Annotated in this window: 22 protein-coding genes; 17 read left to right on the plus strand and 5 right to left on the minus strand. The window is 51.0% G+C overall.

What is annotated here, in order from left to right; genetic code table 11:
• Window positions 1-14: 14 nt before the first annotated feature.
• The 7 genes from IOQ59_RS09110 (at window position 15) to IOQ59_RS09140 (ending at window position 7,601) form a co-directional block, all read left to right on the plus strand.
• Window positions 15-1,181, plus strand: coding sequence for a hydroxymethylglutaryl-CoA synthase (locus IOQ59_RS09110; protein WP_193952965.1), 1,167 nt, complete (start codon window positions 15-17; stop codon window positions 1,179-1,181).
• Window positions 1,181-2,176 (plus strand): mevalonate kinase family protein, encoded by a 996-nt coding sequence (locus tag IOQ59_RS09115; RefSeq protein WP_193952966.1) that lies wholly within the window; start codon window positions 1,181-1,183, stop codon window positions 2,174-2,176. Before IOQ59_RS09110 ends, IOQ59_RS09115 begins: the two co-directional genes overlap by 1 nt.
• Window positions 2,160-3,101: a mevalonate kinase family protein gene (locus IOQ59_RS09120; protein ID WP_371871846.1), complete on the plus strand. Its 942-nt coding sequence runs from the start codon at window positions 2,160-2,162 to the stop codon at window positions 3,099-3,101. Before IOQ59_RS09115 ends, IOQ59_RS09120 begins: the two co-directional genes overlap by 17 nt.
• The gene (gene mvaD / locus IOQ59_RS09125; protein WP_193952967.1) at window positions 3,094-4,086 is read left to right on the plus strand and encodes a diphosphomevalonate decarboxylase; all 993 of its coding nucleotides are present in this window, start codon (window positions 3,094-3,096) and stop codon (window positions 4,084-4,086) included. Before IOQ59_RS09120 ends, mvaD begins: the two co-directional genes overlap by 8 nt.
• Window positions 4,087-4,125: 39 nt before the next feature.
• Window positions 4,126-4,470, plus strand: coding sequence for an Lcl C-terminal domain-containing protein (locus IOQ59_RS09130; RefSeq protein WP_193952968.1), 345 nt, complete (start codon window positions 4,126-4,128; stop codon window positions 4,468-4,470).
• A gap of 30 nt (window positions 4,471-4,500) precedes the next feature.
• Window positions 4,501-6,861, plus strand: coding sequence for a DNA polymerase II (locus IOQ59_RS09135; protein WP_193952969.1), 2,361 nt, complete (start codon window positions 4,501-4,503; stop codon window positions 6,859-6,861).
• A gap of 107 nt (window positions 6,862-6,968) precedes the next feature.
• Window positions 6,969-7,601 carry a pentapeptide repeat-containing protein gene (locus IOQ59_RS09140; RefSeq protein WP_193952970.1) on the plus strand — a complete coding sequence of 211 codons (633 nt, stop codon included), beginning with the start codon at window positions 6,969-6,971 and terminating at the stop codon, window positions 7,599-7,601.
• Between the two features lie 18 nt (window positions 7,602-7,619).
• Here the strand turns inward: IOQ59_RS09140 and IOQ59_RS09145 are convergent, their stop codons facing one another.
• A complete protein-coding gene (locus IOQ59_RS09145; protein ID WP_193952971.1) occupies window positions 7,620-10,871 on the minus strand; it encodes an EAL domain-containing protein in 3,252 nt (1,083 codons plus the stop codon).
• Complete coding sequence (locus tag IOQ59_RS09150; protein WP_371871847.1) at window positions 10,868-11,848, minus strand: cytochrome-c peroxidase; 981 nt, start codon at window positions 11,846-11,848, stop codon at window positions 10,868-10,870. The genes IOQ59_RS09145 and IOQ59_RS09150 overlap by 4 nt, the downstream gene beginning before the upstream one ends.
• A 425-nt stretch (window positions 11,849-12,273) precedes the next feature.
• On the opposite strand from IOQ59_RS09150, the gene IOQ59_RS09155 reads away from it, so the two are divergent.
• Window positions 12,274-12,747 carry a CBS domain-containing protein gene (locus IOQ59_RS09155; protein ID WP_193952973.1) on the plus strand — a complete coding sequence of 158 codons (474 nt, stop codon included), beginning with the start codon at window positions 12,274-12,276 and terminating at the stop codon, window positions 12,745-12,747.
• 113 nt (window positions 12,748-12,860) lie between these two features.
• Here IOQ59_RS09155 and IOQ59_RS09160 read toward each other — a convergent pair whose 3' ends face one another.
• The 3 genes from IOQ59_RS09160 to IOQ59_RS09170 are packed head-to-tail and all read right to left on the minus strand — an operon-like array spanning window position 12,861 to window position 15,755.
• The gene (locus IOQ59_RS09160; RefSeq protein ID WP_193952974.1) at window positions 12,861-13,526 is read right to left on the minus strand and encodes a LutC/YkgG family protein; all 666 of its coding nucleotides are present in this window, start codon (window positions 13,524-13,526) and stop codon (window positions 12,861-12,863) included.
• A 12-nt stretch (window positions 13,527-13,538) separates the two neighbouring features.
• On the minus strand, window positions 13,539-14,942 hold the full coding sequence (locus IOQ59_RS09165) for a LutB/LldF family L-lactate oxidation iron-sulfur protein (protein WP_193952975.1): 1,404 nt from the start codon (window positions 14,940-14,942) through the stop codon (window positions 13,539-13,541).
• A 15-nt stretch (window positions 14,943-14,957) separates the two neighbouring features.
• Window positions 14,958-15,755, minus strand: coding sequence for a (Fe-S)-binding protein (locus tag IOQ59_RS09170; RefSeq protein ID WP_193952976.1), 798 nt, complete (start codon window positions 15,753-15,755; stop codon window positions 14,958-14,960).
• Between the two features lie 166 nt (window positions 15,756-15,921).
• Here IOQ59_RS09170 and IOQ59_RS21610 point away from each other — a divergent pair, with 166 nt between their 5' ends.
• The 9 genes from IOQ59_RS21610 to pheS all read left to right on the plus strand — a co-directional run bounded on the left by IOQ59_RS21610 (window position 15,922) and on the right by pheS (window position 24,141).
• Window positions 15,922-16,617: a FadR/GntR family transcriptional regulator gene (locus IOQ59_RS21610; RefSeq protein WP_193952977.1), complete on the plus strand. Its 696-nt coding sequence runs from the start codon at window positions 15,922-15,924 to the stop codon at window positions 16,615-16,617.
• Between the two features lie 180 nt (window positions 16,618-16,797).
• A complete protein-coding gene (locus IOQ59_RS09180) occupies window positions 16,798-17,943 on the plus strand; it encodes a putative porin (protein WP_193952978.1) in 1,146 nt (381 codons plus the stop codon).
• Window positions 17,927-18,826 carry a metal ABC transporter substrate-binding protein gene (locus IOQ59_RS09185; protein ID WP_193952979.1) on the plus strand — a complete coding sequence of 300 codons (900 nt, stop codon included), beginning with the start codon at window positions 17,927-17,929 and terminating at the stop codon, window positions 18,824-18,826. Before IOQ59_RS09180 ends, IOQ59_RS09185 begins: the two co-directional genes overlap by 17 nt.
• Entirely contained in the window at window positions 18,823-19,596 is a 774-nt protein-coding gene (locus IOQ59_RS09190; RefSeq protein WP_371871848.1) for a metal ABC transporter permease, read from the plus strand. Before IOQ59_RS09185 ends, IOQ59_RS09190 begins: the two co-directional genes overlap by 4 nt.
• Window positions 19,597-19,775: 179 nt before the next feature.
• A complete protein-coding gene (gene thrS / locus IOQ59_RS09195) occupies window positions 19,776-21,683 on the plus strand; it encodes a threonine--tRNA ligase (RefSeq protein ID WP_193952980.1) in 1,908 nt (635 codons plus the stop codon).
• A gap of 75 nt (window positions 21,684-21,758) precedes the next feature.
• Window positions 21,759-22,256: a translation initiation factor IF-3 gene (infC, locus tag IOQ59_RS09200; protein WP_193952981.1), complete on the plus strand. Its 498-nt coding sequence runs from the start codon at window positions 21,759-21,761 to the stop codon at window positions 22,254-22,256.
• Window positions 22,257-22,356: 100 nt separating this feature from the next.
• On the plus strand, window positions 22,357-22,551 hold the full coding sequence (rpmI, locus tag IOQ59_RS09205; protein ID WP_193952982.1) for a 50S ribosomal protein L35: 195 nt from the start codon (window positions 22,357-22,359) through the stop codon (window positions 22,549-22,551).
• A gap of 49 nt (window positions 22,552-22,600) precedes the next feature.
• Entirely contained in the window at window positions 22,601-22,957 is a 357-nt protein-coding gene (rplT, locus tag IOQ59_RS09210) for a 50S ribosomal protein L20 (RefSeq protein WP_193952983.1), read from the plus strand.
• Between the two features lie 200 nt (window positions 22,958-23,157).
• Window positions 23,158-24,141 carry a phenylalanine--tRNA ligase subunit alpha gene (gene pheS, locus IOQ59_RS09215; RefSeq protein ID WP_193952984.1) on the plus strand — a complete coding sequence of 328 codons (984 nt, stop codon included), beginning with the start codon at window positions 23,158-23,160 and terminating at the stop codon, window positions 24,139-24,141.
• Window positions 24,142-24,161 lie beyond the last annotated feature (20 nt).

Genomic DNA, 24,161 nt, shown 5'->3' on the forward strand with positions numbered 1-24,161 from the left:
GATCGAGACGTTCTATGTCTGTCGGTATTGACGAAATAAGTTTCTATACATCGAATTACTACTTGGATCTGCGCACCTTGGCAGAAGTGCAGCAAACGGATCCAGATAAGTACTATGAAGGCATCGGTCAGGAAAAGATGGGCATGGCCGCGCCTGACGAAGATATCGTTACGATGGCGGCTAATGCTGCGCTGCCACTGATCGAGCGTGTGGGCTCAGATGCTGTTAGTACTTTGATGTTCGCTACCGAGACCGGTATCGATCAGTCCAAAGCTGCGGGTGTCTACGTACACCGTCTTTTGGGCATGAGTAACAACTGTCGCGTCGTTGAGATGAAGCAGGCCTGTTACAGCGCGACGGCTGCTATCCAGATGGCGTGTGCACTGGTTGCACGTACGCCAGAAAAGAAAGTATTGGTGATCGCATCTGATGTAGCCCGCTATGACCTGGATACACCCGGTGAAGCGACGCAAGGCTGCGGTGCTGTAGCGATGCTGATCTCTGCTAACCCTCGTTTGCTGGAAATTGACCCTGAAGTGGGTAATCACACTGAAGATGTGATGGATTTCTGGCGTCCGAACTACCGTTCTACCGCGTTGGTTGATGGTAAGTACTCCACTAAAATTTATCTGCGTGCGCTGAAGAAAGCCTGGGAAAACTTCCGTGAAGTGAGCTCATTGGCGTTCGACGATTTCAGCCACTTTTGTTACCACCTGCCGTTCAGCCGTATGGCCCAGAAAGCACATCAGCATCTGGCGAAACTGAACAAAGCAGACATGACCGCAGAGCAGATTGAAGCCCAGATCGCGGACACACTGAGTTATAACCGCATTATCGGTAACAGTTACACCGCGTCTATGTATATCGGCCTGACATCGCTGCTGGAAAACTGTAAGCAGAACATTGCCGGTACTAAGATCGGGTTCTTTAGCTATGGCTCTGGTTGTGTCGCTGAATTCTTTTCCGGTACGGTAGTGGCAGGTTATGAGAAATATCTGCATTGCACAGAACATCAAACGATGTTGGATAACCGCGAAGAAGTTTCATACGAGAAATACCTTGAGCTGTATCGTCATCCCGATCCGCGTGATGGTTCTGACCTGACGATCGAGAAAGTGACCAAAGGTCATTTCCGTCTGGCCGGCTTCAGCCAGCACAAGCGGGAATACGTCGCGAGCTGATGAATGCAGTAGCCCCAGGTAAGGTCATCCTGAGTGGCGAGCACTCGGTGGTGTACGGGGCGCCCGCGATTGCATTGGCTGTTGGCGAGTCTATTCAGGCTCGCTTCTCCCCTGATCTTTCCCAATACGTTGTTTTAAATACGAGTGACGCTGAGCGCTTTTCTATTGCCTGTGATCAACTGGCAGTGCTGAAGCAGAGGCTGGATCTGCGTTACGCTGAATTTGAAGCGGGTGATCGACCCGTTGATCAGATTCTGGATGCTCCGCAGGAGCTGTTGTTGTATGCCTTGTCTCACTTTTCCAATCTTCCCTCCGGGACCTTAAGCACAGACTCTACGTTGCCGACTGGAGCAGGTATGGGCTCATCTGCGGCGGCAATCGCTGCTACGTTGGTGATGGCTGAACAGTTGAGTGCAGAGCCCCTCACGCTGACAGAGCGCTTTAGGTTGGTACGTTATTGCGAACGCCTGCAACATGGGCGAGGCAGCGCGATTGATGCGGCTGCGGTCACTTACGGAGGTTTGGTTCAGGTGCAGAACTCCGAAGTTACGCGTCTGGATTGTCATTTAGGTCAGGGCTGGTATCGAATCAATACGGGGCGGCCACAGGTATCAACAGGTGAGTGTGTTGCTGCGGTGCGTGCCAAGTATGAGGACAGTGCGGTCTGGTCTGAATTTTCAGATATTACGAGAGCCATCCCCGCAGCACTCACCAGTCCGGATACGTTGATGGGGCTGTTGCAGGAAAATCATCGTCTATTGCTGCGCATAGGTGTAGTACCTGAACCCGTGGTGGGTTTTATCCGTGAATTGGAGCACTTAGGCGGTGCTGCCAAGGTTAGCGGCGCCGGTGCTCATCAGGGTAATCAAGGTGGTTTGGTACTCGCTTATCTGCCTAATCATTGCTCGCGTAACGAAGTAGACCGTTTATGCCGCGTTTATGATTATCCGATTACATCCCTAACAGAGGATAGAAAAGGTGCCCGTAGCATCTGAAATTAAGGTATCTGCTCCCGGCAGCATTATGTTGATGGGAGAACATGCGGTGTTGTTTGGACATCGCGCACTGGCCTGCGCTGTGGATAAGTACATGCATATCAGCCTGCAGCCCCGAACGGATCGCCAGATTGTTATCGATTCAGCGCTGGCAAATTATGAATCCTCATTAGATCAGTTGATTGAGGACGAGCGCTTGAGCTTTGTGCTGGCAGCGATCCGTCGTTTTCAATCGAGTTTGACCACCGGTTTTACTTTAACGATCCGTTCTGAATTTTCTCATACGGTGGGGTTAGGCTCCTCCGCGGCGGTGACTGCCGGCGTGGTTGCAGCGGTGATGACCTTCGCGATAGGTGACTCTCCGGATAAAGATACCCTGTTTGATCACGCGCTCGCCGTTGTGCACGAGGTGCAGGATGGCCGGGGATCCGGCACCGATCTGGTGGCGTCTGTATTCGGTGGACTGATCGGTTATACCGTGCAGCCACGCCAGATCGAAGCCTTGCAGGGTATTCCTCCCATCAGTTTGTTCTATGCCGGATATAAAACCCGTACTCCGGATGTGCTCAAACAGGTCGAAGCACGTAGTGCCAGTCAGCCGCAGATCTATACTGAGCTGTATCAGCTAATGCATCAGACAACCGTCGCAGCAGAAAGCGTGATTAAGACACAGAGCTGGGCAGAGCTGGGTAAGTTGATGGACATCTATCAAGGGTTGATGGATGCCTTGGGCGTATGTGATAAAACCATTGCCGACATGATCTGGCGCTTACGCAGCTCCGATCAGGTTCAGGGGGTGAAGATCTCCGGTTCCGGGTTGGGAGACTGCGTGATCGCATTAGGTGCAGACGCGACGTTAAATATGCCGTACGAAGAGATACCGGTTGCGGTATCAGCCAAAGGGGTTGAGGTTACATATGCGTAAGATTGATGTTGTAAAAGGATTGTTGCCAGCGACGGTTGTGGCTGGAGAGCGGGGGGAAGCGTTTGCCCCTAGCAATATCGCGCTATGTAAATACTGGGGCAAACGTGATCGTGAACTGAATCTGCCGATCAATGCCAGTTTGTCGGTATCGTTGGCGCATCTGGGGTCTCACACCATCGTGACTGAGTCTGATACCGGTGCAGACCGTGTGGTGCTGAACGGCATCGAACAATCAACTGACAGTAAATTTGCCCGTAAAGTGGTGGAGTTCGTGTCGTTGTTCCGCGGTGATCTGCAGCAGCCTGTGTTGGTCAGCACGGAGAATAATATTCCTACCGCGGCGGGTTTGGCATCGTCTGCATCCGGTTTTGCGGCGCTGATGTTGGCACTGAATCAGTTTTATAACCTGAATCTGACGGATATCGAGTTATCGGCATGTGCCCGAATGGGCAGCGGCAGTGCATCCCGCTCGATCTTTACCGGTTTTGTTGAATGGCAGATGGGCCATCGCGATGACGGTATGGATAGTCATGCGATTGTATTGGATAAGCCGTGGCCGGATCTGCGGATTGGCCTAGTGAAAGTGACCACAGCCGAAAAGAAAGTGGATTCCCGTGCGGGCATGCAGCGCACAGTAGAAAGCGCCCATCTTTATCAGAGCTGGCCGCTGCAAGCAGCGGCTGATCTGGAAAAACTGCATCTGGCAATTGGGCAGCAGGATTTCATGCTACTGGGTGAAACCGCTGAACAGAATGCGCTGTCGATGCATGCGACGATGATTGCGTCCTGGCCACCGTTGCTCTATTGGCAGCCAGAATCTGTCGCTGCTATGCACAAGGTTTGGGATCTGCGTGCGCAAGGGTTACAGGTCTACTTCACGATGGATGCCGGACCAAACATCAAATTACTATTCCAGCAACAGGACGAAGCCGCATTGCTTGAGGCGTTCCCTGAACTGGAAGTGGTTGCACCGTTTTCCAGTTGAAGCTGACCACCGATAGCCGTTGAAGGGAGTCAAAGACCAATGTTGCGATGGATTCTAATGCTGCTGGTTGCCGGTGCGGTTGTGCTGGCAGGGTTTGTCATGCTGGCGATAAAAAGCAGCGCTGAGCTGAGTTATCAAGAAGCGGGTGGGACCGAATATAACTGGCAAGGCGCGTATACCTATTGTGAAGCAGAAGGTGGCCGACTCCCCAGTGTACTGGAGCTGACCGGCTTGCTGTATCGTGGTGCTTTGAGCAATCAACAGACCGACTACTGGAGTCGGACGGGCATGTTTGGCTATGCATTTGGCGCAAACACAAAATCTAAGATTCTCAGCTTTGATCGTTTTAGCGATATTGATCACGTTGTTTGCGTGCGTGACTGAACACATCTTGTTACTCAGGCTGCATTGGGTATGAGTTATGCTGCCTCCCTTTCTTCCGTACCTCCCATACAAGGCTTTTTGCTGACCCGGCAGCAACTCGACCAGGCGGAGGGCATCTGTCTGCGTTACTGGGTTTGCGGCCCTGAGGGTCCGTTCAGCGTTGATATTCCCGCGCAGGAAGCCGTCTTTTTTATTCATGACGAACAGCTGGATGCTGCCCGCACCGCCTTGGCGGGTTTATCAGGTTGGCGGCTGGCGAAAGTTGATCTTCAGGATCTGAATCAGCTTGGTGTGAGCGCACTGTATACGACCTCTCTTAAGTCTCACCGGCAGGCGATAGAGCGCCTGCAACGCGCAGGGATTGCGTTGTTGGAAGAGGATATTCGTCATGCTGACCGGTATCTGATGGAACGCTTTATTCAGGGTTCAGTGACGGTCTACCAACGCAATCAGCAGGCCTTACTTAAACCCGGTGACTATGTGCCCGAGTTTCGTGTGTTGTCGATCGATCTTGAAACCACGATGCGGGCGGACAAGATTCTATCCATCGGTCTCTACAGCGATCGCGTGCAGCTGGTGTTGATGACGGGAAAAGGTGAGGACCAACCGGGACTGGAATTTGTGCCGGACGAGCGTCGTTTGCTGAGACGGTTTGTTGAAGTGGTGCGGGCAGAAGATCCGGATATCTTTATCGGCTGGAACGTCGTGGGTTTTGACTTTCGGGTACTGTATCAGCGGGCTGAAGCGCTACAAATGCCGTTGCTGCTGGGACGTGACAAGCAACCATTGCAGCTGCACCAATCAGGGCAGGGTAAATGGTATGCCCGCCTGAGTGGTCGTATTGTGTTGGACGGTATCGATACGATGAAAGGGGCCACATTCCAGTTCGAGAGCTTCTCACTGGAGTATGTCTCCCGCCATTTTCTTGATCGAGGTAAGCTGATTGATCACGTCGAACAACGTGGTGATGAGATCCAACGGTTATACCATGAAGATAAACCTGCCTTAGCGCGATACAACCTGGAAGATTGCCGACTGGTTTGGGATATCTTTGAAAAAGCACAACTGCTGCACTATCTGGTGGAGCGGGCGCGTTTAACTGGCTTGCCACTGGATAAGGTGGGTGGCTCTGCAGCAGCATTTGATAACCAGTATCTGCCATTAATGCACCGGGAGGGTTATGTTGCCCCTGAATATGCCTCCGGACAATCCGGTTTAGATGCCCCCGGTGGTTATGTTATGGATTCCCAGCCGGGACTGTTTCGTCAGGTATTGGTGCTGGACTTTAAAAGCCTGTACCCCAGTATTATCCGCACCTTTAAAATTGATCCGGTTGGAATGGCGGAAGGTCTGAAAGAGGGGGCTGATACCGAGTGTCTGGTGCCGGGATTTAATCACGCTATTTTTGACCGCAGTAACAGTATCTTACCGGGCTTGATCGAAGGTCTCTGGCAGGCACGGGATCAGGCTAAGCTGGAGAAGAACCAGCCGTTATCACAGGCGATCAAGATCATCATGAACTCATTTTATGGTGTGTTGGGTTCCAATGTGTGCCGCTTCTACGATCAGCGTCTTTCCAGCTCGATTACACTGCGTGGTCATGAGATTCTGACCCGTACTAAAACCTGTATAGAGGAGCAGTTTGATCATACGGTTATTTATGGTGATACCGACTCGGTGTTTGTCTGGCTGGGTGATGACTATCCTCAGGAGCAGGCCGATGCCCGTGGGCGTGAATTGCAGGATTACCTCAACGCGTGGTGGCAAAAAGAACTTAAAGAGCGATTTGATCTGCCCTGTTATCTGGAGCTGGAGTACGAAACCCATTACAGCCGGTTTTTGATGCCACGTATGCGTCACTCGGAAAAGGGCAGTAAAAAGCGCTATGCCGGTCTGCAGTGTTTGAGTGGCGGTGAAACGCGTATGGTCTTCAAAGGCCTGGAAAATGTCAGGACTGACTGGACGGCGCTTGCGCGTGATCTGCAGCAGGAGCTGTATGAACGTATTTTTCGTGAGCAGCCGTGGCGAGCGTTGCTGAAAGAGCGAGTCGCAGCCGTGAAGGCAGGGGAGCTGGATGACCAGTTGATCTACCGTAAACGTATCCGGCAACCGCTGGCGGAATATACCCGCAATCGTCCGCCTCACGTGCAGGCGGGACTGAAAGCTGAACAACGGTATCAGGAACAGGGCATACCCAGCCCGTTTCGACCGGGTGTGCATGTGGAATATGTGATGACCGTCAACGGGCCTGAGCCGCTGGAGTTTTTACGTTCCCCCATCGACTATCAGCACTATATCGATAAACAGGTGCAACCAGTGGCGGATACCATTCTCACGTTTATTGATGAAGACTTTGATCGACTCACGGCCCCGCAATACCGCTTGTTCTGAAACTGAGCGGTTATTGATATGACTTCGGGAGCCTGTGTAAATAATCCTCTATAGTGATACATGTTTCTTGTTTATTTCTTAGAGTTTTGTATCCATTGAGGTGGTCGATGTCTGAAATTCCTTCGAAAGATCTGCAGGGTGTAGATTGGTATGGCCGGGATCTCTACAAAGCCAACCTGGCGGGGGCTGACCTGCGCGGGGCGAACCTTGGTGAAGCCGATATTAGCCATGCGTGTCTTAAGGGGGCTGATCTGCGTGAAGCTGATCTGTCCGGGGCCAATCTCTATAAAACGGATCTGTCCGGGGCCAAGCTTCAGGGGGCGACGATTCGGGATGCTGATCTGTTTCACGCAATTCTGGATGGCGCGGACTTTACCGGCGCTTGTCTGATTAAATCCAATCTCAATGCCAGCTCAGCGCGTCGCTGTTGTTTTGATAAGGCTGATTTTTATGAAGCCAGTCTTTATAACGTAGACCTGACCGATGCGCATATTCACGGGGCGGACTTTTTCCATGCAGACCTGTTTCATGCCCGACTGCATCGTACCGATCTGACCGGCAGTGATCTGACCGACAGCTATCTGACCAATGCCGAGCTGGTGGATGTGGTGTTGGATGGTGTCGATTTGAGCGGCGCGGCGATGCCCGATGGCACGGTGTGTGCGCCGGGCTCCATTGGCGAATGTAAGCCAAAAGAGAGCGACGCGATGGGCTTCCCGCCAATCATGCCACCGTTCTGACAGTTTTCGTTAGCGAAGCTAAATAATAAAGTTATAGGCTTCAGCGGCGTCTTTCCGGGCAGGATCTTCCAGTGCGCGGATCACGTCCGGTAGTTGATCCGCAGGTACGGGCTTGCTGTACAGATAACCCTGAATCAGATCACACTCCAGACCTTTCAGATAATCCAGCTGTTCATAGTTTTCCACCCCTTCGGCTACTAGTGTCAGTCCCATACTGTGTGACATAGCGATGATGGCTTTGACCAATGAGGCGTCATCCTCGTCGTCGGGCAGGTCGCTGACAAACGCACGATCTATTTTAAGCTTATCGATAGGGAAGCGTTTGAGGTAACTCAGTGATGAGTAGCCGGTACCAAAGTCATCAATGGCGAGCATGACTCCCAGCGATTTCAGCTCGTTGAGCCAGGTAATCGCTTCCTCTGAACCATCAAGAAACATGCTTTCGGTAATTTCGATGATCAGCTTGTTGGGATTCACGCCGGTTTTAGTGATCAGTGCTTGTGCTGCGGCGGCATTAAAGCCCAGATGACGTTGGCTGCTAGAAATATTGATCGCGACCGACAGTTCCGTGAGCCCAAGTTCACACCATGCTTGCATCTGTTGGCATGCGTGCTCAAAGACCCATAACCCCAGCGGTTGAATCAGCCCGGTTTCCTCGGCCATCGGTATAAAGTCGGCAGGGCTGACGATGCCGCGTTCCGGGTGACTCCAACGCACCAGTGATTCAACTGACTCAACCTTGCCGTTTCGGGTGTTTATGATCGGTTGGTAGTAAAGCTCGAACTCATTGTTCTGCAGTGCGAGACGCAGTGCTTGCTCCAGCTCGGTGCGATTTCTCACTTGATCACGCATCTCGGCATTGAAGAACTGATATTGATTTCGCCCCCGTTCTTTTGCCTTATACATCGCCATATCTGCGTGGCGCAGCATGGTATCGGCGTTGGTTGAATCCTCAGGGTAGAGTGAAATACCGATGCTGGCACCGATATAAATTTCGCGTTCTTGCAGATCAAAAGGTTCACGCAGACAGTCGATCAGACGCTGGCTGGTGGCAGAGGCGTGTTCGGTGGAGTGAATTGTCTGGAGTATCACCACAAACTCATCCCCGCCAAAACGGGCGATGACATCCTGGTCTCGAATTTCGTGACGTAAGCGTTTGGCAACTTGCTGCAGTAATGTGTCGCCCACGGCATGGCCCATGGTGTCATTCACGGCTTTAAAGCGATCCAGGTCGACAAAAAGCAGTGCGCTGCAGTGCTGATTATTACTGGCATTGAGTACCGTGTTCTGCAGCTCTCCTTTTAGCATGGTACGGTTAGGCAGGCCGGTGAGTGCATCAAAGTTAGCCTGTTGTCGGATCTTGTGCTCCTGCTGTTTACGTTGGGTAATATCTGAGAAGACCGCGACATATTGTTGAACTTTACCCTGCGCATTTTTGATCGCGGAGACGGACAGCCATTGGGGATAAACCGACTGATCTTTGCGCTTGTTCCAGATTTCACCGGACCACTGGCTATGTTGGTTCAGGCTGGTCCACATATCGGCGTAGAATTCATCGGTTTGCTGATCTGAACGCAACAGGTTTGGTGTTTTGCCTCTAACTTCTTCTAATGGATAGCCGGTGATTTGGGTAAACGCAGGATTGACTGAAATGATGCGGCTTTTCGCATCGGTAATCAGGATCCCTTCGCGGGTAGTTTCAAAGACGGCCGCGTTCATACGTAGCTCATCTTCCGCTTGTTTCTTCGCAGAGATATCGTCTTTGACCGCTACATAGTGGGTGATTTCATTGGCATCGTTACGCAATGAAGAGATCGTTGCTGATTCCCAGTATAAGGTTCCGTTTTTATGCTTGTTGCGGAAGATGCCTTGCCACTCCTGACCGGCATGAAGGGCTTGCCACATCTGCTGATAGTCATTGTCTGAGTGATAGTCTGACAGGAAGATGCGAGGGTTTGAGCCAATCACTTCCGCTTTGGTGTAGCCAGATGTTTCTTCAGCCCTAGGATTGATGTATTCGATGTTTCCATTGAGGTCGGTAATGACGACAGATACCGGGCTTTGTTCCAGAGCACGGGATAGTTTACGCAGTTCTAGTTGGTTGTGACGAGAGTGGGTCACATCAATCCGTACCCAGACTTCACCGCCTTCCGCCGTGGGTGTTTCATTGCTCAGGTAACAGTGGCCATTACTAAGAATTTGTAAGTTGTGTCGATGGTTGTCGTTATCGGGGGAAGCATGGATTGTTTGCGCAATATGCGGTTCGATTTTGTTGAGTAACAGTTGGCGATTGATACCTACTTTCAGATCCACTTTTAACCAGGGGTAACAGTGCTTAAACGGCTCATTAAAGAGTACCAAATTGCCAGCCTGATCAAACAGAGCAAAAGCTTCGTTGAGGCTGTCTACGCCGTCACGCAAGCGCAGACGCGCTTTCTCGGCGGACTGGTGAGAAATGGCCAGTTTCCGAAACAGAAAACCCAGCCATAACAGGAGCAGAGAGCAGATCGCCAGTAAAAGGGTGCTGTAGTGTTCACCTTGCTTAATTTCCTGCGCACGGTGGAAGCGGTACGCCTGATGCAGTTGGCTAAAGGTTTTTGCTGAGGGGATCTGCAGATAGTCTTCGTGTAATTGAGACAACGCTTGTTGCGCTTTGAGATTGCCCTGAATATGTAGATTCAGGTTACGAATGAAAAAATGCTGATCTGGATTGGTAGAATTATCAGCCTTCAGCTGTTCAATTGCTTGTGAAACATCATCTGCATCCAGGGTGCTATGAAAGATATAGTGTCGGTAAAGCTGGTTTGCAATCATCAGGACCTGATCACTGTTATGGTGATCAATCCGGTGTAAGTCGTCGATTATCTGAGGTAAATAGTTCAGGCCATTGCGCACGATAGCGGCTGCCGTTTTAACACGTTCAGCCTGGGTGATTTTGTCTTCAATTATGCTGGCGTAAGCACTGAGCTTAAGGTCAAATGCCGGATTTAGCTGTCCATAAAAGGAAGCGTGCCGATCGATGAGCTGGCCTTTGAGTGCACGAATCTCGGCTGTCGCTTGTGTCACTGGGTCATAGTTTTGTTGTTGCAGGGAGCTAATCAGAAGAATTTCGCGATCCAGTCCGCCGTCTAGCTTTTGCAGGTCCAGCAACAGATTCGCCCGTTGTTTATTCAAATGCAGGTCGCTGTCGTAGATAACAAAGAACAAGCTGATCACAAAACTGATTGCCAACAGCGGAACGAGAAAAACCGATAAACGTGGGCTCTTCATGGTGTCAGCCTTGGATGTTCTCCTACGAGGGAGTTCAGGAAGATGATGATGGCTTCTGTGTGATTATCTGGAATCTCCCGGCCGAGTTGGTAACGGGCCATGAGTCGGATAGCCTCTTGCAGCGTGGAGACTGAGCCATCGTGAAAGTAGGGGGCTGTTTTGACGGCCAGTCGCAGGCTGGGCACTTTGAACAGATACTTATCTTCAAGCTCTCCGGTTACGTTATAGCGACCGTAATCCGGCGTGTTGATGTTGATTGGCGTACCGCGTTGTTGGAAGTAGCTCTGTACATTATTCACCGTACCCAGATAGGCAAACATATTGCCGCCTACGTTTGCACCTTGATGGCAACTGATGCACCCATAGGATTTGAACAACCGGTACCCTTGGAGCTGTTGTTTGGAGAGTGCTTGAGCATCGCCTTTAAGCCAGCGATCAAAAGGTGAATAACCGGTTAGCAGAGATGCTTCGAATGTTGCAATAGCATCCCGAATATTGTCGGCAGTGAGACCGTCAGGATAAAGACGCGCAAAGCTTTCAATGAGAGGGCGATCCTGGCTGAGCTTTTGGATGATCTCGGGCCAGTTGCTATTCATCTCAACCGGGTTGTGTACCGGTCCGTTGGCTTGCTCACGGAGATTGAGCGCCCGGCCATCCCAGAACTGCATGAAGTTGAGCGCACTGTTGTACACGGTAGGCGCATTGGCGGAGCCTAGCGCGCCGTTGACTCCATGGGAGACGGATTGGTTATCAGTGCCACCCTTGGCAAGGTTGTGGCAGCTGGCACAGCTGATGCTGTTGTCTTGAGATAGCCGGACATCGTGAAACAACGACTCGCCCAGCTCTGCTTTCTGAGACGGGAGTGTCGGGGCAGCAGGGAGGGGGCTGATAGGCTCGTGTCTTAAATCAAAAGCCGACAGTTCTGGAACCCAGAATAGAAGCGAGACAAACAGGTATAGCCTTAACCTTTCTACCACTCTATTCACCATCAAGTGACCACTCAGTGACTACTTTAAGACTTACTGTATTAGTAGAGTCTAAAATGAACGTTAATACCAGTGTATAACTAATTACAGTGTTTTCTGAATGCTAGAAACGGAGAGTTAATTGATTATTGTCAGGTATCCATCCGATCTCTTGTAGAAACTTCCTCTCGGCTTAGTAAAAAATAAATGGTGCACTGAATTGGGGAGTGGTTTTTGCTTTCGATCCAAAAAAGGGCGCCTGTTGTGAGTGGTGTTTTTTGTCTTTGATTTATATGGGTTAAATACTCCAGATTCGGTGCTTTTTTTTGGTGCATAAATTGGTTTTTTGCACTGATTTAGGTGCTTGATATTTATCAAGGACGCCTTGTATTTCAACGGGTTATTTAAAGGCTCTACTTAGTCTGGAGAGCTGGAATATGACCACGCACGCACAAGATATTATGAGTCGGGAGCTGTTTACTGTCAGCCCTGAGATGTCTCTTATCGATATGGATAAAGCGCTATCCAGTCGTAAAATCAGCGGTGCTCCGGTGGTAAGCAATGGTGAATTAATCGGGATTGTGACCAGCACGGACATTGGTCGTCGTTTTTCCAGTAACCTGAAAACGGAAGCGGGTGAGACCAGTTACTATTGGCACAGTAACGGGACGATGACAAACCTGATCGTGGGTTCTGAAACGGATGCCGGCGATCTGGTTGAGCGGCTGAGTCGTTGTACGGTGGCCGATATCATGACGGATGATGTGATCTCAGTGTCGCCTGATGATGAGGTTAAGGTTGTGGCGGGTTTGATGTCGAAATACAAAATCCATCGTATTCTGGTGGTGCAGAACAAACGTCCGGTGGGGATGATCACATCACTGGATATGGTGGGGCTGCTGACTCAATAGTCCAGGAGAAGGAATCGCCTTGCTTCAGTCATAAAAAAGCCACCCTAGGGTGGCTAAAGAGGTTGGAGCGAGGTTGTTACTCTGTGCGGCGCTTGTAATCGGATCAGAGACTGTCAGTCGTTGATCAGCAAAATAACAAGCGTACGTGGCCCATGAGCACCCATCTGAAGTTTCTGCTCGATGTCGGCGCTGCGAGACGGACCCGTAATCATATTCACGGTGCGGGGCATCACCCCTTTATGTGCCAGACGCAGTTGTTTCCACGCATCTTCATAAGGCCCCACGATGGTGGAGGCATGCAATACCACCATATGAATATCCGGCAGGAAGTTCAGTGTGGTTGGGCTATCTGAGCTGGAATGAAGCATCAGGGTGCCAGTTTCAGCAATTCCTGCAAAACTGCTGGTGATACTGGCCATGTCACCCGCTTGGGCGACACGTTCTGTCAGCTCGATCTCTCCGAGTGCAGACCAATCCATGCTCTTCAGTTCCGGGCTGCTGGCGGTTACCAGCTCCTGAACGTTTTCCTTATGTAACCACTCGCTCACCGCCATCGGAACTTCTGACGTGCTGTTCAGTTCTATCAGTTCTGCGGCAGCTTCAATCGCCATCTCTTTAAACAGCTGTACCTGTTCAGGTTGTGGTAGCTGCGCGCGCTTAGGAATCAGGTTGTTCGCCTTGGCGGCGATACGGTTTTCTGCTGCTGCACGCTGTTGGGCTGTTGGTTCACCGCGACCCAGACCGCGACGGATATTGCCAAAAATCTCTGCTTTGCTCATCGTTCGCTCCTGTTATCGCTTACCCTGTTTCCACTGATCCATGAAGGTTTTGCCTTCAGGGGCGGGCATATCACGCCAGTCGGTCCAGCCACCGGCCAGAGGTAGCTTATTGATACGGCCTTTTTTGCCAGCCATTGTCCGCATAAACCAGGCGGAGCTCCGGGATACCCAACGGTAGAGAGCCGGGCGTTTAGCAAAGAATCCCCAGCCGGAGATCCCCCAGCGGACCGCTTTAGGACTCAGGTGTTTTTCGAATTCGTTATCACGCCAGTGACGCATCAGCTTTGGTAGCGGGATTTTCACCGGGCATACCGACTCACATTTACCGCAGAAAGTGGAGGCGTTGGGTAGCAGGCCTGCATTTTCGATACCAATCATCTGTGGTGTCAGTACTGAACCCATAGGGCCTGGATAAACCCAGCCATAGCTGTGACCACCCACTGCACCGTAAACCGGACAATGGTTCATACAGGCAGAGCAGCGAATGCAGCGCAGCATGTCCTGTAACTCTGAGCCGATCATCTCACTGCGCCCGTTATCCACCAGAACCACGTGGAAGTTTTCAGGGCCATCCTGATCTTCCGCGCGACGTGGGCCGGTCGACAGGGTGTTATACACCGTAAATTCCTGACCGGTGGCAGAGCGCGCCAGCAAACGCTGGAACAAGGTCATGTCTTCCAGTGTCGGCACCACTTTCTCGATAGAGGTGATCACGATATGGGTTTTCGGCAAGGTCTGAGTCAGATCACCGTTACCTTCGTTGGTCACGATAATGGTGGAGCCGGTTTCCGCGACACAAAAGTTAGCACCGGTGATACCGACATCCGCAGACACAAACTGCTTACGCAGCATCTCGCGGGCTTCCTGCATCAATACGGCCGGATCATCAGACTTCGGGCGATGGTGATGTTCGTGGAAGGCTTCAGACACATCTTCCAGATTCAGGTGGATGGCCGGGGCGATGATATGGCTCGGATGATCATTACGCAGCTGAAGAATGTACTCACCCAGGTCGGTTTCGATCGGCTGTACGCCGTTCTTTTCGAGGTACTCATTCAGGTTAACCTCTTCCGACACCATAGATTTACCTTTAGTGACGGTTTTGGCGCCAACCTGCTGGCAGATATCGAGAATGGTTTTACAGGCATCATCGGAGGTGCGTGCCCAGTGTACGTGACCTCCGTTCTCAACGACTTTGGACTCAAACTGCTCCAGGTAAACATCGAGATTTTCCAGAATATGGTTTTTCAGATCACGGGCTTCATTGCGCAGATCTTCAAATTCCGGCATCCGGTCAACCGCGTTGGCACGCTTGACCGGGAAGCCAGCTTTCAGGTTGCCCAGCGCTTTTTGCAGATTGACGTCTTTAAGCGCAATGCGGGAGTTTTCTTTAAATTCAGGGCTCTTGATTTGCATACTGTTTTTCCCCGCTCAGACTTTTTGTGCCAGCGCGTACTTATCCGCGTCAGCTTCACCGATAGCAGGCTGATCCAGCATGCCGGCCAGAATTTCCACCACATGGCGGGCTTCAACTGTTTTCCCTTCGCGCTTCAGCTTGCCTGCCATATTCAGCAGACAGCCCAGGTCTCCACCGACCAGTGTGTCCGCTCCGGATTCGGAGACAAATTCAGTCTTGTTGGAAACCATACGGTTGGAGATATCTGGGTATTTCACGCAGAACGTCCCGCCAAAGCCACAACAGGTTTCAGCCTCTTCCATCTCGGTCAGTTCAAGGTTATCGACCTTGGATAGCAGTTTGCGCGGTTGTTGTTTCACACCGAGCTGGCGCAAACCTGAGCAAGAATCATGGTAGGTGATCGTGCCGTCGAACTGTGCGCTGATCTGGTCGAAATCCACTTTATCCACAAGGAAGGAAGTGATTTCGAAGGCACGTGCTTTCAGGTCTTCCGCGCGCTGTTTCCACGGATCTCCTTCGTCAAACAGATCAACATAATAGTGCAGCATGCCGATGCAGGAGCCGGACGGTCCCACCACGTATTCGTAGCCATCAAACGCTTCGATGGTCATTTTTGCGATATCACGGGTGGTGTCGCGGTCGCCGGAGTTAAAGGCGGGTTGACCGCAGCAGGTTTGTTTTTCTGGTACTTCAACGATACATCCTGCTTGTTCAAGCAGGCGGACCGTAGCAAAAGCAACAGTAGGTCTGAACATGTCGGCCAGACAAGTTACAAACAGACCGACGCGGGGTTGGCGTTCAGCATGAGGCATTCGGATCACCTTGTTATTGCGGGCCGATGCTCACGTCTGGCCCATTTATTATTCGTTGTAATGACTGAAAGATAGGTGAGGGCGAGAATAAAAGAAATGCTACACTAGTAACTGGTCTGACCAAATATCAAGGAAGTCTGCCGAACGGCCAGAAGCGGAGAATACAGTGTCTGATGAACAGCGACTTAGCCAGATAATTGTGCAGCAGTTACGCGATAAAATACTGTTCGGGCAGATTGTGCCTGGTGAAAAGATGGTTTCGCAGCGTCAGTTATCGGTAGATCATCAGGTTTCCCGTTCGACAGTGCGTGAGGCGTTTACCCAGCTGGAGCAGCAGGGTTTGATAGAAACACGCCACGGTGCAGCCAGTCGCTGCTGTAATTTACTGGAACCTCATTTTAAGCTCACGTTGGAAGGGGTGGGGGATAACTTTGAATTTCAGCGTCAGGTGATGGAAGCTCGTGCTGCGTTGGAGGGGGAGGCCGCTTATTACGCGGCACAGCGTGCTTCTGATGAACAGTTGCAGCGTTTGGATGAAGAGTTTCATCGCATGCAGGCCCGGAGTGAAGACACCACGCTGGCGAAGGCTAAAGCAGATCTGACATTTCATATGCAGATCGCAGAATCCAGTCATAACTTGCTGATTATTTCTTTCAGTCAGATCTTCTACAATCGCTACTTCAATGCCATCTATGGTGTGTTGTCCCGAACGCTGAAAAAATTTGGACGTTATCCGGATGGCATCAGCGCTCAGCATAGTCAGATCCATAAAGCCTTAATGAATCGCGATGCGGATACCGCACGACGTGTTGCGGAAGAGCATATTCTCTACACCTTGCGCTCATTGGAAAAAACCGAGTAAATCCTTTTCTCGATGAATTAATTCACGTCTAAGCCCGTTGAAATCTCTTCTGATCTCAGTGAGCTGCATTTACGCACCAAAAATCTTTATTGTTATAATATAACATATCAATTAGTATCAGCGCCCATTCTTACCTCGTCGGTTATTGCCACGATAGCGATCACGTTTTCAGGAGTTGTTATGAAACTTAAGTCCCTTCCCTCATTGGTTCCGTATTCTTTGCTGGTTTCTTTGGCTGTGCCGGGTGTTGTTGAGGCGGCTGATGAGAAAACCCGTATCAGCGCCACGGTGGATGCGTATTACAAATCTGATAACACCGCGCTGGGTGGACGCGAGGATGGTTTGGGCTTAGGGCACACCGAGTTATCTGTTCAGCACCAGATTGCAGATCTTTTCAGCGCCCGTTTGACGGCCATAGCAGAAGTGAATGATGTGGAGAACAACGGAGATATCGAAGAAGCTTATCTGGAAACCTTGAGTTTACCGGCGGGTCTCTCGGTACGCGCCGGTCGTTTTCTGGCGGATCTGGGCTATCTGAATGGGCAGCATTCGCATGCGGACAATTTTGTAGAACGTCCTCTGGTCTACCGTGGATTTTTAGGTAATCACTACTTCGATGATGGTTTGGGTGTACGTGCGGTATTGCCAACGGATTACTACTGGCAACTGAGTGCGGCAGCATTCACCGGCGATCACCTGGGGAATTTTGAGTCAGGCCCTTCGGTGGGAGCCTGGACCTTGGCAACCAAGGTGGGGGATGACATCGATGAATCCCAGAGTTGGCAGGCCGGGGTGAGTTATCTGCGTAACCGCATGGATCTGCATGCTGGTCATGAGGAAGAGCACGAAGAGGAAGAAGATCACGAGCATGAAGAGGAGCATGCAGGGCATAGCCATGGTGCGGCATTCAGTGGAGAGCACATGTATATCGCCGATGCGGTATGGAAATGGTCACCTTCCGGTAACAACAAGTCCCAGCAGCTCAGCGTTTCAGCAGAGTACTTCAAGGTCACTGATATCTCACCTGAAGCGGGTGCGGGTGATCATGACGGCTGGTATACCGCAGCAGTCTATCGTTTCGCACCTGAATGGTCTGTGGGTGTGCGCTACGGTGAGTTGAATGCCCGACAGGAACACGAAGAGGGGGTGTTTGAAAATGCCGATCTACGTGAAACGACATTGATGGCCGCGTGGAATCCAACGCATACCCAAACCGTGCGTTTGCAATACACGCATCAGGATGCCGCGGGCATTGAAGGTGAAGACAATGCTGTCACGCTGCAATACCTGATCAGCTTTGGGGCCCACGATGCGCACAGTTTCTAAACTGCTGGGACTCGCCTGCGTCTGGTTGGTTACGCAGCCAGCCAGCGCCCTGAATATTTTTGCCTGTGAGCCGGAGTGGGCTGCGTTGGCGCGGGCATTGGCTCCGCAGGCGGATATTTACAGTGCAACACATGTTTATCAGGATCCACATTATATTGAGGCGCGCCCAAGCCTGATTGCACGTTTGCGGCGGGCTGATATCGCATTTTGCAGTGGCGCTGCGTTGAAGGAGGGTTGGTTGCCGGCTCTCCAACAACGTGCGGCCAATCCGGCTGTCCGCGAGGGTGCGCCGGGTATGTTTTATGCTGCGGATGTGGTCAGTACGATCGAAAAACATCACGAAGCGCTGGTGGGGCGGGGGCATGTGCATGCTGAAGGTAATCCGCATCTGCATCTGGACCCTGACCGGGTGCAAACGATTGCCCGCCATTTTAGCCAGCGGTTGATGCAACTTGATCCTGAGCAGGCGCCACAGTATCGGCAGGCGTTTCAGGTATGGCAGAAGCATTGGAAGCAGAAACGGTTGCAGTGGAAGCAGCAGGCCTTAGCGCTTTCAGGAAAATCTGTTGTTGTGCAGCACTCGACGTTCTCCTATTTGCTGCGTTGGCTAAAACTAAAACCAGTCGCCGATCTGGAACCTGCGCCGGGTGTATCGCCTACGCTGAGTCATTTGGATACGCTGACAAAGTCACTTGAAACCGAAAAACCGCTCGCGATCGTGCATAACTGGTATCAGTCAGATAACAGCGCGCGTTGGCTGGCAAAGCGTATCTCTGTGCCGGTGCTGGCGTTGCCTTCGACGGTCAGTGAAAAGGACGGAATTTCGACGCTTGATCAGTTGTTTGACCACCTGATTGCTGAGCTACGGAGTGCTCAGCTGTGAACGACTGGCTGATACTGCTTCCGCCGCTGGTGGCCGGGCTTTTGGTGTTGTTCAGTCATATGCCGCTGGGTATGCAGGTATTGCAACGCGAGATCGTGTTTATTGATCTCGCGATTGCGCAGTTAGCTGCATTAGGTGGCGTCTGGGCAATGCAGTGGGAGTGGGCTTTACTCCCCGTTGAACTGACGCAGATGTTAGGTGGCATTGTACTGGCATTAACCGGAACCTCTCTGGTGGCAATGATCTGTCGATACCTGCCAGATTACCGAGAGGCGCTGATCGGCTTATTGTATGCATTGTCCGCCAGTGTGCTGATGGTGTTGTTAGCCTATGACCCACAGGGCAATCGTGCATTATTGCAAAGCCTGAATGGAGATATCCTGTGGGTGAGCTGGTCTCAGATCGGATGGCTGGCGCTGGTAACGCCTGTGGTGTGGTTTGTATGCCGTCGTCCAATGGCTACCGGGTTTTATCCTGTTTTTGCTGTATTGGTGACAATCTCTGTGCCGATCATGGGCATCTATCTGGTGTTTTGTAGTTTGATCGCACCGGCGCTAGTGGTGCGTATGTTAAACGGTCAGCAGCATTGGGGCTGGTTGACCGGATTGCTGGGATACCTGATAGGTTTGTTCGTATCGTTGTTGCTGGATTGGCCTGCCGGTGCGACGCTGGTCCTGTCGGTCATAGTTGTTGCGGTGGTCGTTGTTGTTATCGGCCGTTTTGGTCAGTGTTCTGCTGATGGTTCTACGACTATCACGGCCTCTTCATAAAAAAGCGATCAAAAATAACCCAGCGGGTTCTGGGTTAAGTGAATAGATTACGCTAGAATATGCACCGCTTTATCGGTGTGGTCAGTCTTCGGCTGCCCGATAAATACTCAATTTATCTCTCAAACATAAGACTACTTATGTGGCCTGTCGTAGGGGCCACCACTGAGCAAGGAAAAGAAATGCCTGTTATTACCCTCCCTGATGGAAGCAAACGTGAGTTCGAACAGTCAGTCACTGTTTTTGACGTAGCTGCCGATATTGGCGCCGGTTTAGCAAAAGCTACACTGGCGGGCAAAGTAAACGGTGAACTGGTTGATGCAAGTCACACCATCACCGAAGACAGTGAGCTGTCTATTGTTACGGCACGTGATGATGAAGGCCTCGAGGTGATTCGTCACTCTTGTGCGCATCTGATGGCGATGGCTGTACAGGAACTGTTTCCTGAAGCTCAGGTGACCATCGGTCCGGTTATCGATGATGGTTTCTATTATGACTTCGCTTACGAGCGTGCATTTACGCCGGAAGACCTGACAGCGATCGAGAAAAAGATGGCTGAACTGGCGAAGAAAAACCTGCCGGTGTCCCGCTCGCTGATGAGTCGTGATGAAGCGGTTGAGATGTTTGGGAACATGGGTGAAAAGTACAAGGTTGAGCTGTTGGAAGCGATTCCGGCGGATCAAGACCTGTCTTTCTACTCTCAGGGCGACTTTATTGATCTGTGCCGTGGCCCACATGTGCCATCCACTGGTCATATTAAAGCGTTCAAACTGATGAAGGTTGCCGGTGCATACTGGCGTGGCGATTCTAACAACCAGATGCTGCAGCGTATCTACGGTACAGCCTGGGGCGACAAGAAAGCGCTGAAAGCTTACTTGCACCGTTTGGAAGAAGCTGAGAAACGCGATCACCGTAAACTGGGTAAACAGCTGAACTTGTTCCACCTGCAGGAAGAAGCACCGGGCATGGTGTTCTGGCATCCGAATGGTTGGACCTTGTATCAGCAGATCGAAAGTTACATGCGCGCGAAACAGCGTCAGCACGGTTACAACGAGATCAAAACCCCACAAGTTGTCGAGCGCACCTTGTGGGAGAAATCCGGTCACTGGGATAAGTTCTCTGAGCAGATGTTTACGACTCACTCTGAGAGCCGTGATTTTGCGATCAAGCCGATGAACTGCCCGTGTCACGTTCAGGTCTTCAATCAGGGCCTGCGTTCATACCGTGATTTGCCGCTGCGTCTGGCTGAATTTGGCTGCTGTCACCGTAACGAGCCATCGGGCGCGTTACACGGCATCATGCGTGTACGTGGATTTGTGCAGGATGATGCACATATCTTCTGTGCTGAAAATGCTATTCAGGACGAAGTCGCACGTTTCATCGACTTCTTGCACGAGGTCTACTATGACTTCGGCTTTACCGAAATTATTTACAAGCTGTCTACCCGTCCAGAACAGCGTGTTGGTTCTGATGAGAGCTGGGACAAAGCTGAGAAGGCTCTGGGTGATGCGCTGGATACTGCTGGTCTGGATTGGGAAGAGTTGCCGGGTGAAGGTGCCTTCTACGGTCCTAAGATCGAATTCTCCCTGAAAGACTGTCTGGGCCGTGTATGGCAGTGCGGTACGATTCAGGTGGATTTCTCGATGCCGGGTCGTCTGGGTGCACAGTTTGTTAACGAAGAAGGTGAGCGTGAAACGCCGGTGATGTTGCACCGTGCGATTTTGGGTTCATTTGAACGCTTTATCGGTATTTTGATTGAAAACTATGCAGGTGCTTTGCCGGCTTGGTTGTCTCCGCTGCAGGCTGTAGTGATGAATATTACCGATAAACAGGGCGAATATTGCGAAAAAGTTGTTCAACGTCTCGAAGAAGCAGGTTTAAGATCACATGCGGACTTGAGAAATGAGAAGATCGGCTTTAAAATTCGCGAGCGTACTTTACAGAAGGTTCCTTTCCTTCTGGTAGTAGGTGATAAGGAAGTAGAGTCTGGATCCGTTGCCTTGCGCACTCGGACGGGTGAGGACCTCGGTACCTTATCTATAGACGAGTGTATTGCACTGCTCAGCAACAAGATTGCTGAGAAAGGGTAACTGGAAAAAATCTGATCAGGAGATAGTACCATCAGGCGTGATAACAGAAGGAACCCTCGCCGCGAGCAGGGTCCAATGATTAACGAAAATATCCGTGCGACACAATGCCGACTGATCGGTCCAGACGGTGGCCAAATTGGCGTTGTACCGTTTAAAGATGCTCTTGAGGCAGCTCAGGAAGCAGGACTTGACCTTGTACAGATCGCTGATTCCGATCCCATCGTTTGTAAAGTGATGGATTACGGAAAGCATGTGTACGAACAGAAGAAGCAGGCTGCTGAAGCGAAGAAGAAGCAGCACCAGATTCAGGTCAAGGAAGTGAAATTCCGTCCTAATACGGAAGATGGGGATTATCAGGTAAAACTACGCAACCTGATACGTTTCCTGGAATCCGGAGACAAGGCAAAGGTAACCTTGCGTTACCGCGGTCGTGAGATGGCCCATCAGGAACTGGGTATGCAGCTAATGCGCCGGATCGAAGAAGATCTGGTGGAGCTGGGTACCGTTGAACAGCGTCCTAAGATGGAAGGTCGTCAATTGACCATGATGATTGCTCCGAAGAAGAAAAAGTAACCTGCATCTCATCATACCCGTGACTGCTTCGTAAGAAGTGGCCGCGGGTTTTGTTGTTTGTCAGGTGAAAAATAATCAAACGAATGCGTGGAGATTAGTAATGCCTAAAATGAAATCTTGCCGCGGTGCGGCTAAGCGTTTTAAGAAAACTGCCAACGGCTTCAAGCACAAGCAGTCTTACACAAGTCACATTCTGACTAAGAAATCTACCAAGCGTAAGCGTCAGCTGCGTCCAATGATGCAGGTTCACGCTGCTGATCAGGCTCTGATCAAACGCATGCTGCCATACATCTAAGTATTGGTTTTTATTTTTTAGTTTAAGAATTTGAAAAAGGAAGATTGTCATGGCTCGCGTTAAACGTGGTGTGATTGCTCGTCGTCGTCATAAAAAAGTCCTGAAACAGGCAAAAGGTTACTACGGTGCTCGTTCTCGAGTATTCCGCGTAGCAAAACAGGCAGTTATTAAAGCTGGTCAGTATGCATACCGTGACCGTCGTCAGCGTAAGCGTCAGTTCCGCGCACTGTGGATTGCACGTATCAACGCTGCTGCACGTATCAACGGCATGTCCTACAGCCGTTTCATCGCTGGTCTGAAAAAGGCTAACGTTGAAATCGACCGTAAGGTTCTGGCTGACCTGGCTGTATACGAGCAGGCTGGTTTTGCCGCTGTTGTAGAGAAAGCGAAAGCTGCTCTAGCATAAGCGACCCACCTCTTGTAGGTAATTGATTCTTTGAATAGGGGAAGGGCGCAAGCTCTTCCCCTATTTTTTGGGAACTCTGGTGAGCCTGTTTTGGCAGGTTGAATCAACAATATCATGCCGAGTCGGCTGAGCAGAGTTTCTGGAAAACGCTGCACGTACATATCTAAAGCAGCATTCCACCCCATCACTTGGAGCCGGAAATGGAAAACATCGAAACCCTTTTGGCAGAAGGTATTGCAGCCGCTGAACAGGCTGAAAATGCGCAGGATCTGGATCAGGTTCGCGTTGAGTATTTAGGTAAGAAAGGTGCGCTGAGCCAGCTGCGTAAAGGTCTGGGTAAGCTGTCTGCGGAAGAGCGTCCGGCAGCGGGTGCACGTATCAATGAAGTCATTCAGGCTGTGACCGCGAAGCTCAATGGTCGCAAAGCTGATTTTGATGCGGCTGCGCTGGAAGCGAAACTGGCGTCTGAAACCATCGATGTTTCTTTGCCGGGTCGTGGTGAAGCGTTGGGTGGTTTGCATCCGGTAACTAAGACCATGGCGCGTATCGAAGAGTTCTTCGCGGGCATTGGTTACAGTGTTGCTGAAGGTCCTGAGATCGAAGACGATTATCATAACTTCGAAGCGCTGAATATTCCTGCGCACCACCCTGCGCGTGCCATGCACGATACTTTCTACTTCGATGCGCATACGCTGCTGCGTACGCACACGTCCGGTGTACAGATCCGCACAATGGAGAAGCAGGAACCGCCTCTGCGTATCGTTTGCCCGGGTCGCGTATATCGTTGCGACTATGATCAGACTCACTCTCCGATGTTCCATCAGGTTGAAGGTTTGCTGGTTGATAAAGATGTCAGCTTTGCCGATCTGAAAGGGACGCTGGAGCAGTTCTTGCGTGAGTTCTTTGAAGAGGACGTTAAGGTTCGTTTCCGTCCGTCTTATTTCCCATTCACTGAGCCATCTATCGAAGTTGATATCGATCGTGGTGACGGTAAATGGATGGAAGTACTGGGTTGCGGCATGGTACATCCGAAAGTCTTTGAATCTGTTGGTATCGACCCTGAGGAATACACCGGTTTTGCCTTCGGCATGGGTGTAGAGCGTCTGGCGATGCTGCGTTACGGCGTGAATGACCTGCGCCTGTTCTTCGAAAATGACCTGCGTTTCTTACGTCAGTTTTCCTGATTACAGGCACTGATAAGCAT

Source organism: Pontibacterium sinense (genome assembly GCF_015209595.1).
Lineage (GTDB): Bacteria > Pseudomonadota > Gammaproteobacteria > Pseudomonadales > Balneatricaceae > Pontibacterium > Pontibacterium sinense.

Coding starts and splice junctions, on each gene's coding strand:
- IOQ59_RS09110 (WP_193952965.1), top strand. CDS start 15: ATGTCTGTCGGTATTGACGAAATAAGTTTCTATACATCGAATTACTAC.
- IOQ59_RS09115 (WP_193952966.1), top strand. CDS start 1,181: ATGAATGCAGTAGCCCCAGGTAAGGTCATCCTGAGTGGCGAGCACTCG.
- mvaD (WP_193952967.1), top strand. CDS start 3,094: ATGCGTAAGATTGATGTTGTAAAAGGATTGTTGCCAGCGACGGTTGTG.
- IOQ59_RS09130 (WP_193952968.1), top strand. CDS start 4,126: ATGTTGCGATGGATTCTAATGCTGCTGGTTGCCGGTGCGGTTGTGCTG.
- IOQ59_RS09135 (WP_193952969.1), top strand. CDS start 4,501: ATGAGTTATGCTGCCTCCCTTTCTTCCGTACCTCCCATACAAGGCTTT.
- IOQ59_RS09140 (WP_193952970.1), top strand. CDS start 6,969: ATGTCTGAAATTCCTTCGAAAGATCTGCAGGGTGTAGATTGGTATGGC.
- IOQ59_RS09145 (WP_193952971.1), bottom strand. CDS start 10,871: ATGAAGAGCCCACGTTTATCGGTTTTTCTCGTTCCGCTGTTGGCAATC.
- IOQ59_RS09155 (WP_193952973.1), top strand. CDS start 12,274: ATGACCACGCACGCACAAGATATTATGAGTCGGGAGCTGTTTACTGTC.
- IOQ59_RS09160 (WP_193952974.1), bottom strand. CDS start 13,526: ATGAGCAAAGCAGAGATTTTTGGCAATATCCGTCGCGGTCTGGGTCGC.
- IOQ59_RS09165 (WP_193952975.1), bottom strand. CDS start 14,942: ATGCAAATCAAGAGCCCTGAATTTAAAGAAAACTCCCGCATTGCGCTT.
- IOQ59_RS09170 (WP_193952976.1), bottom strand. CDS start 15,755: ATGCCTCATGCTGAACGCCAACCCCGCGTCGGTCTGTTTGTAACTTGT.
- IOQ59_RS09180 (WP_193952978.1), top strand. CDS start 16,798: ATGAAACTTAAGTCCCTTCCCTCATTGGTTCCGTATTCTTTGCTGGTT.
- IOQ59_RS09185 (WP_193952979.1), top strand. CDS start 17,927: ATGCGCACAGTTTCTAAACTGCTGGGACTCGCCTGCGTCTGGTTGGTT.
- thrS (WP_193952980.1), top strand. CDS start 19,776: ATGCCTGTTATTACCCTCCCTGATGGAAGCAAACGTGAGTTCGAACAG.
- infC (WP_193952981.1), top strand. CDS start 21,759: ATGATTAACGAAAATATCCGTGCGACACAATGCCGACTGATCGGTCCA.
- rpmI (WP_193952982.1), top strand. CDS start 22,357: ATGCCTAAAATGAAATCTTGCCGCGGTGCGGCTAAGCGTTTTAAGAAA.
- rplT (WP_193952983.1), top strand. CDS start 22,601: ATGGCTCGCGTTAAACGTGGTGTGATTGCTCGTCGTCGTCATAAAAAA.
- pheS (WP_193952984.1), top strand. CDS start 23,158: ATGGAAAACATCGAAACCCTTTTGGCAGAAGGTATTGCAGCCGCTGAA.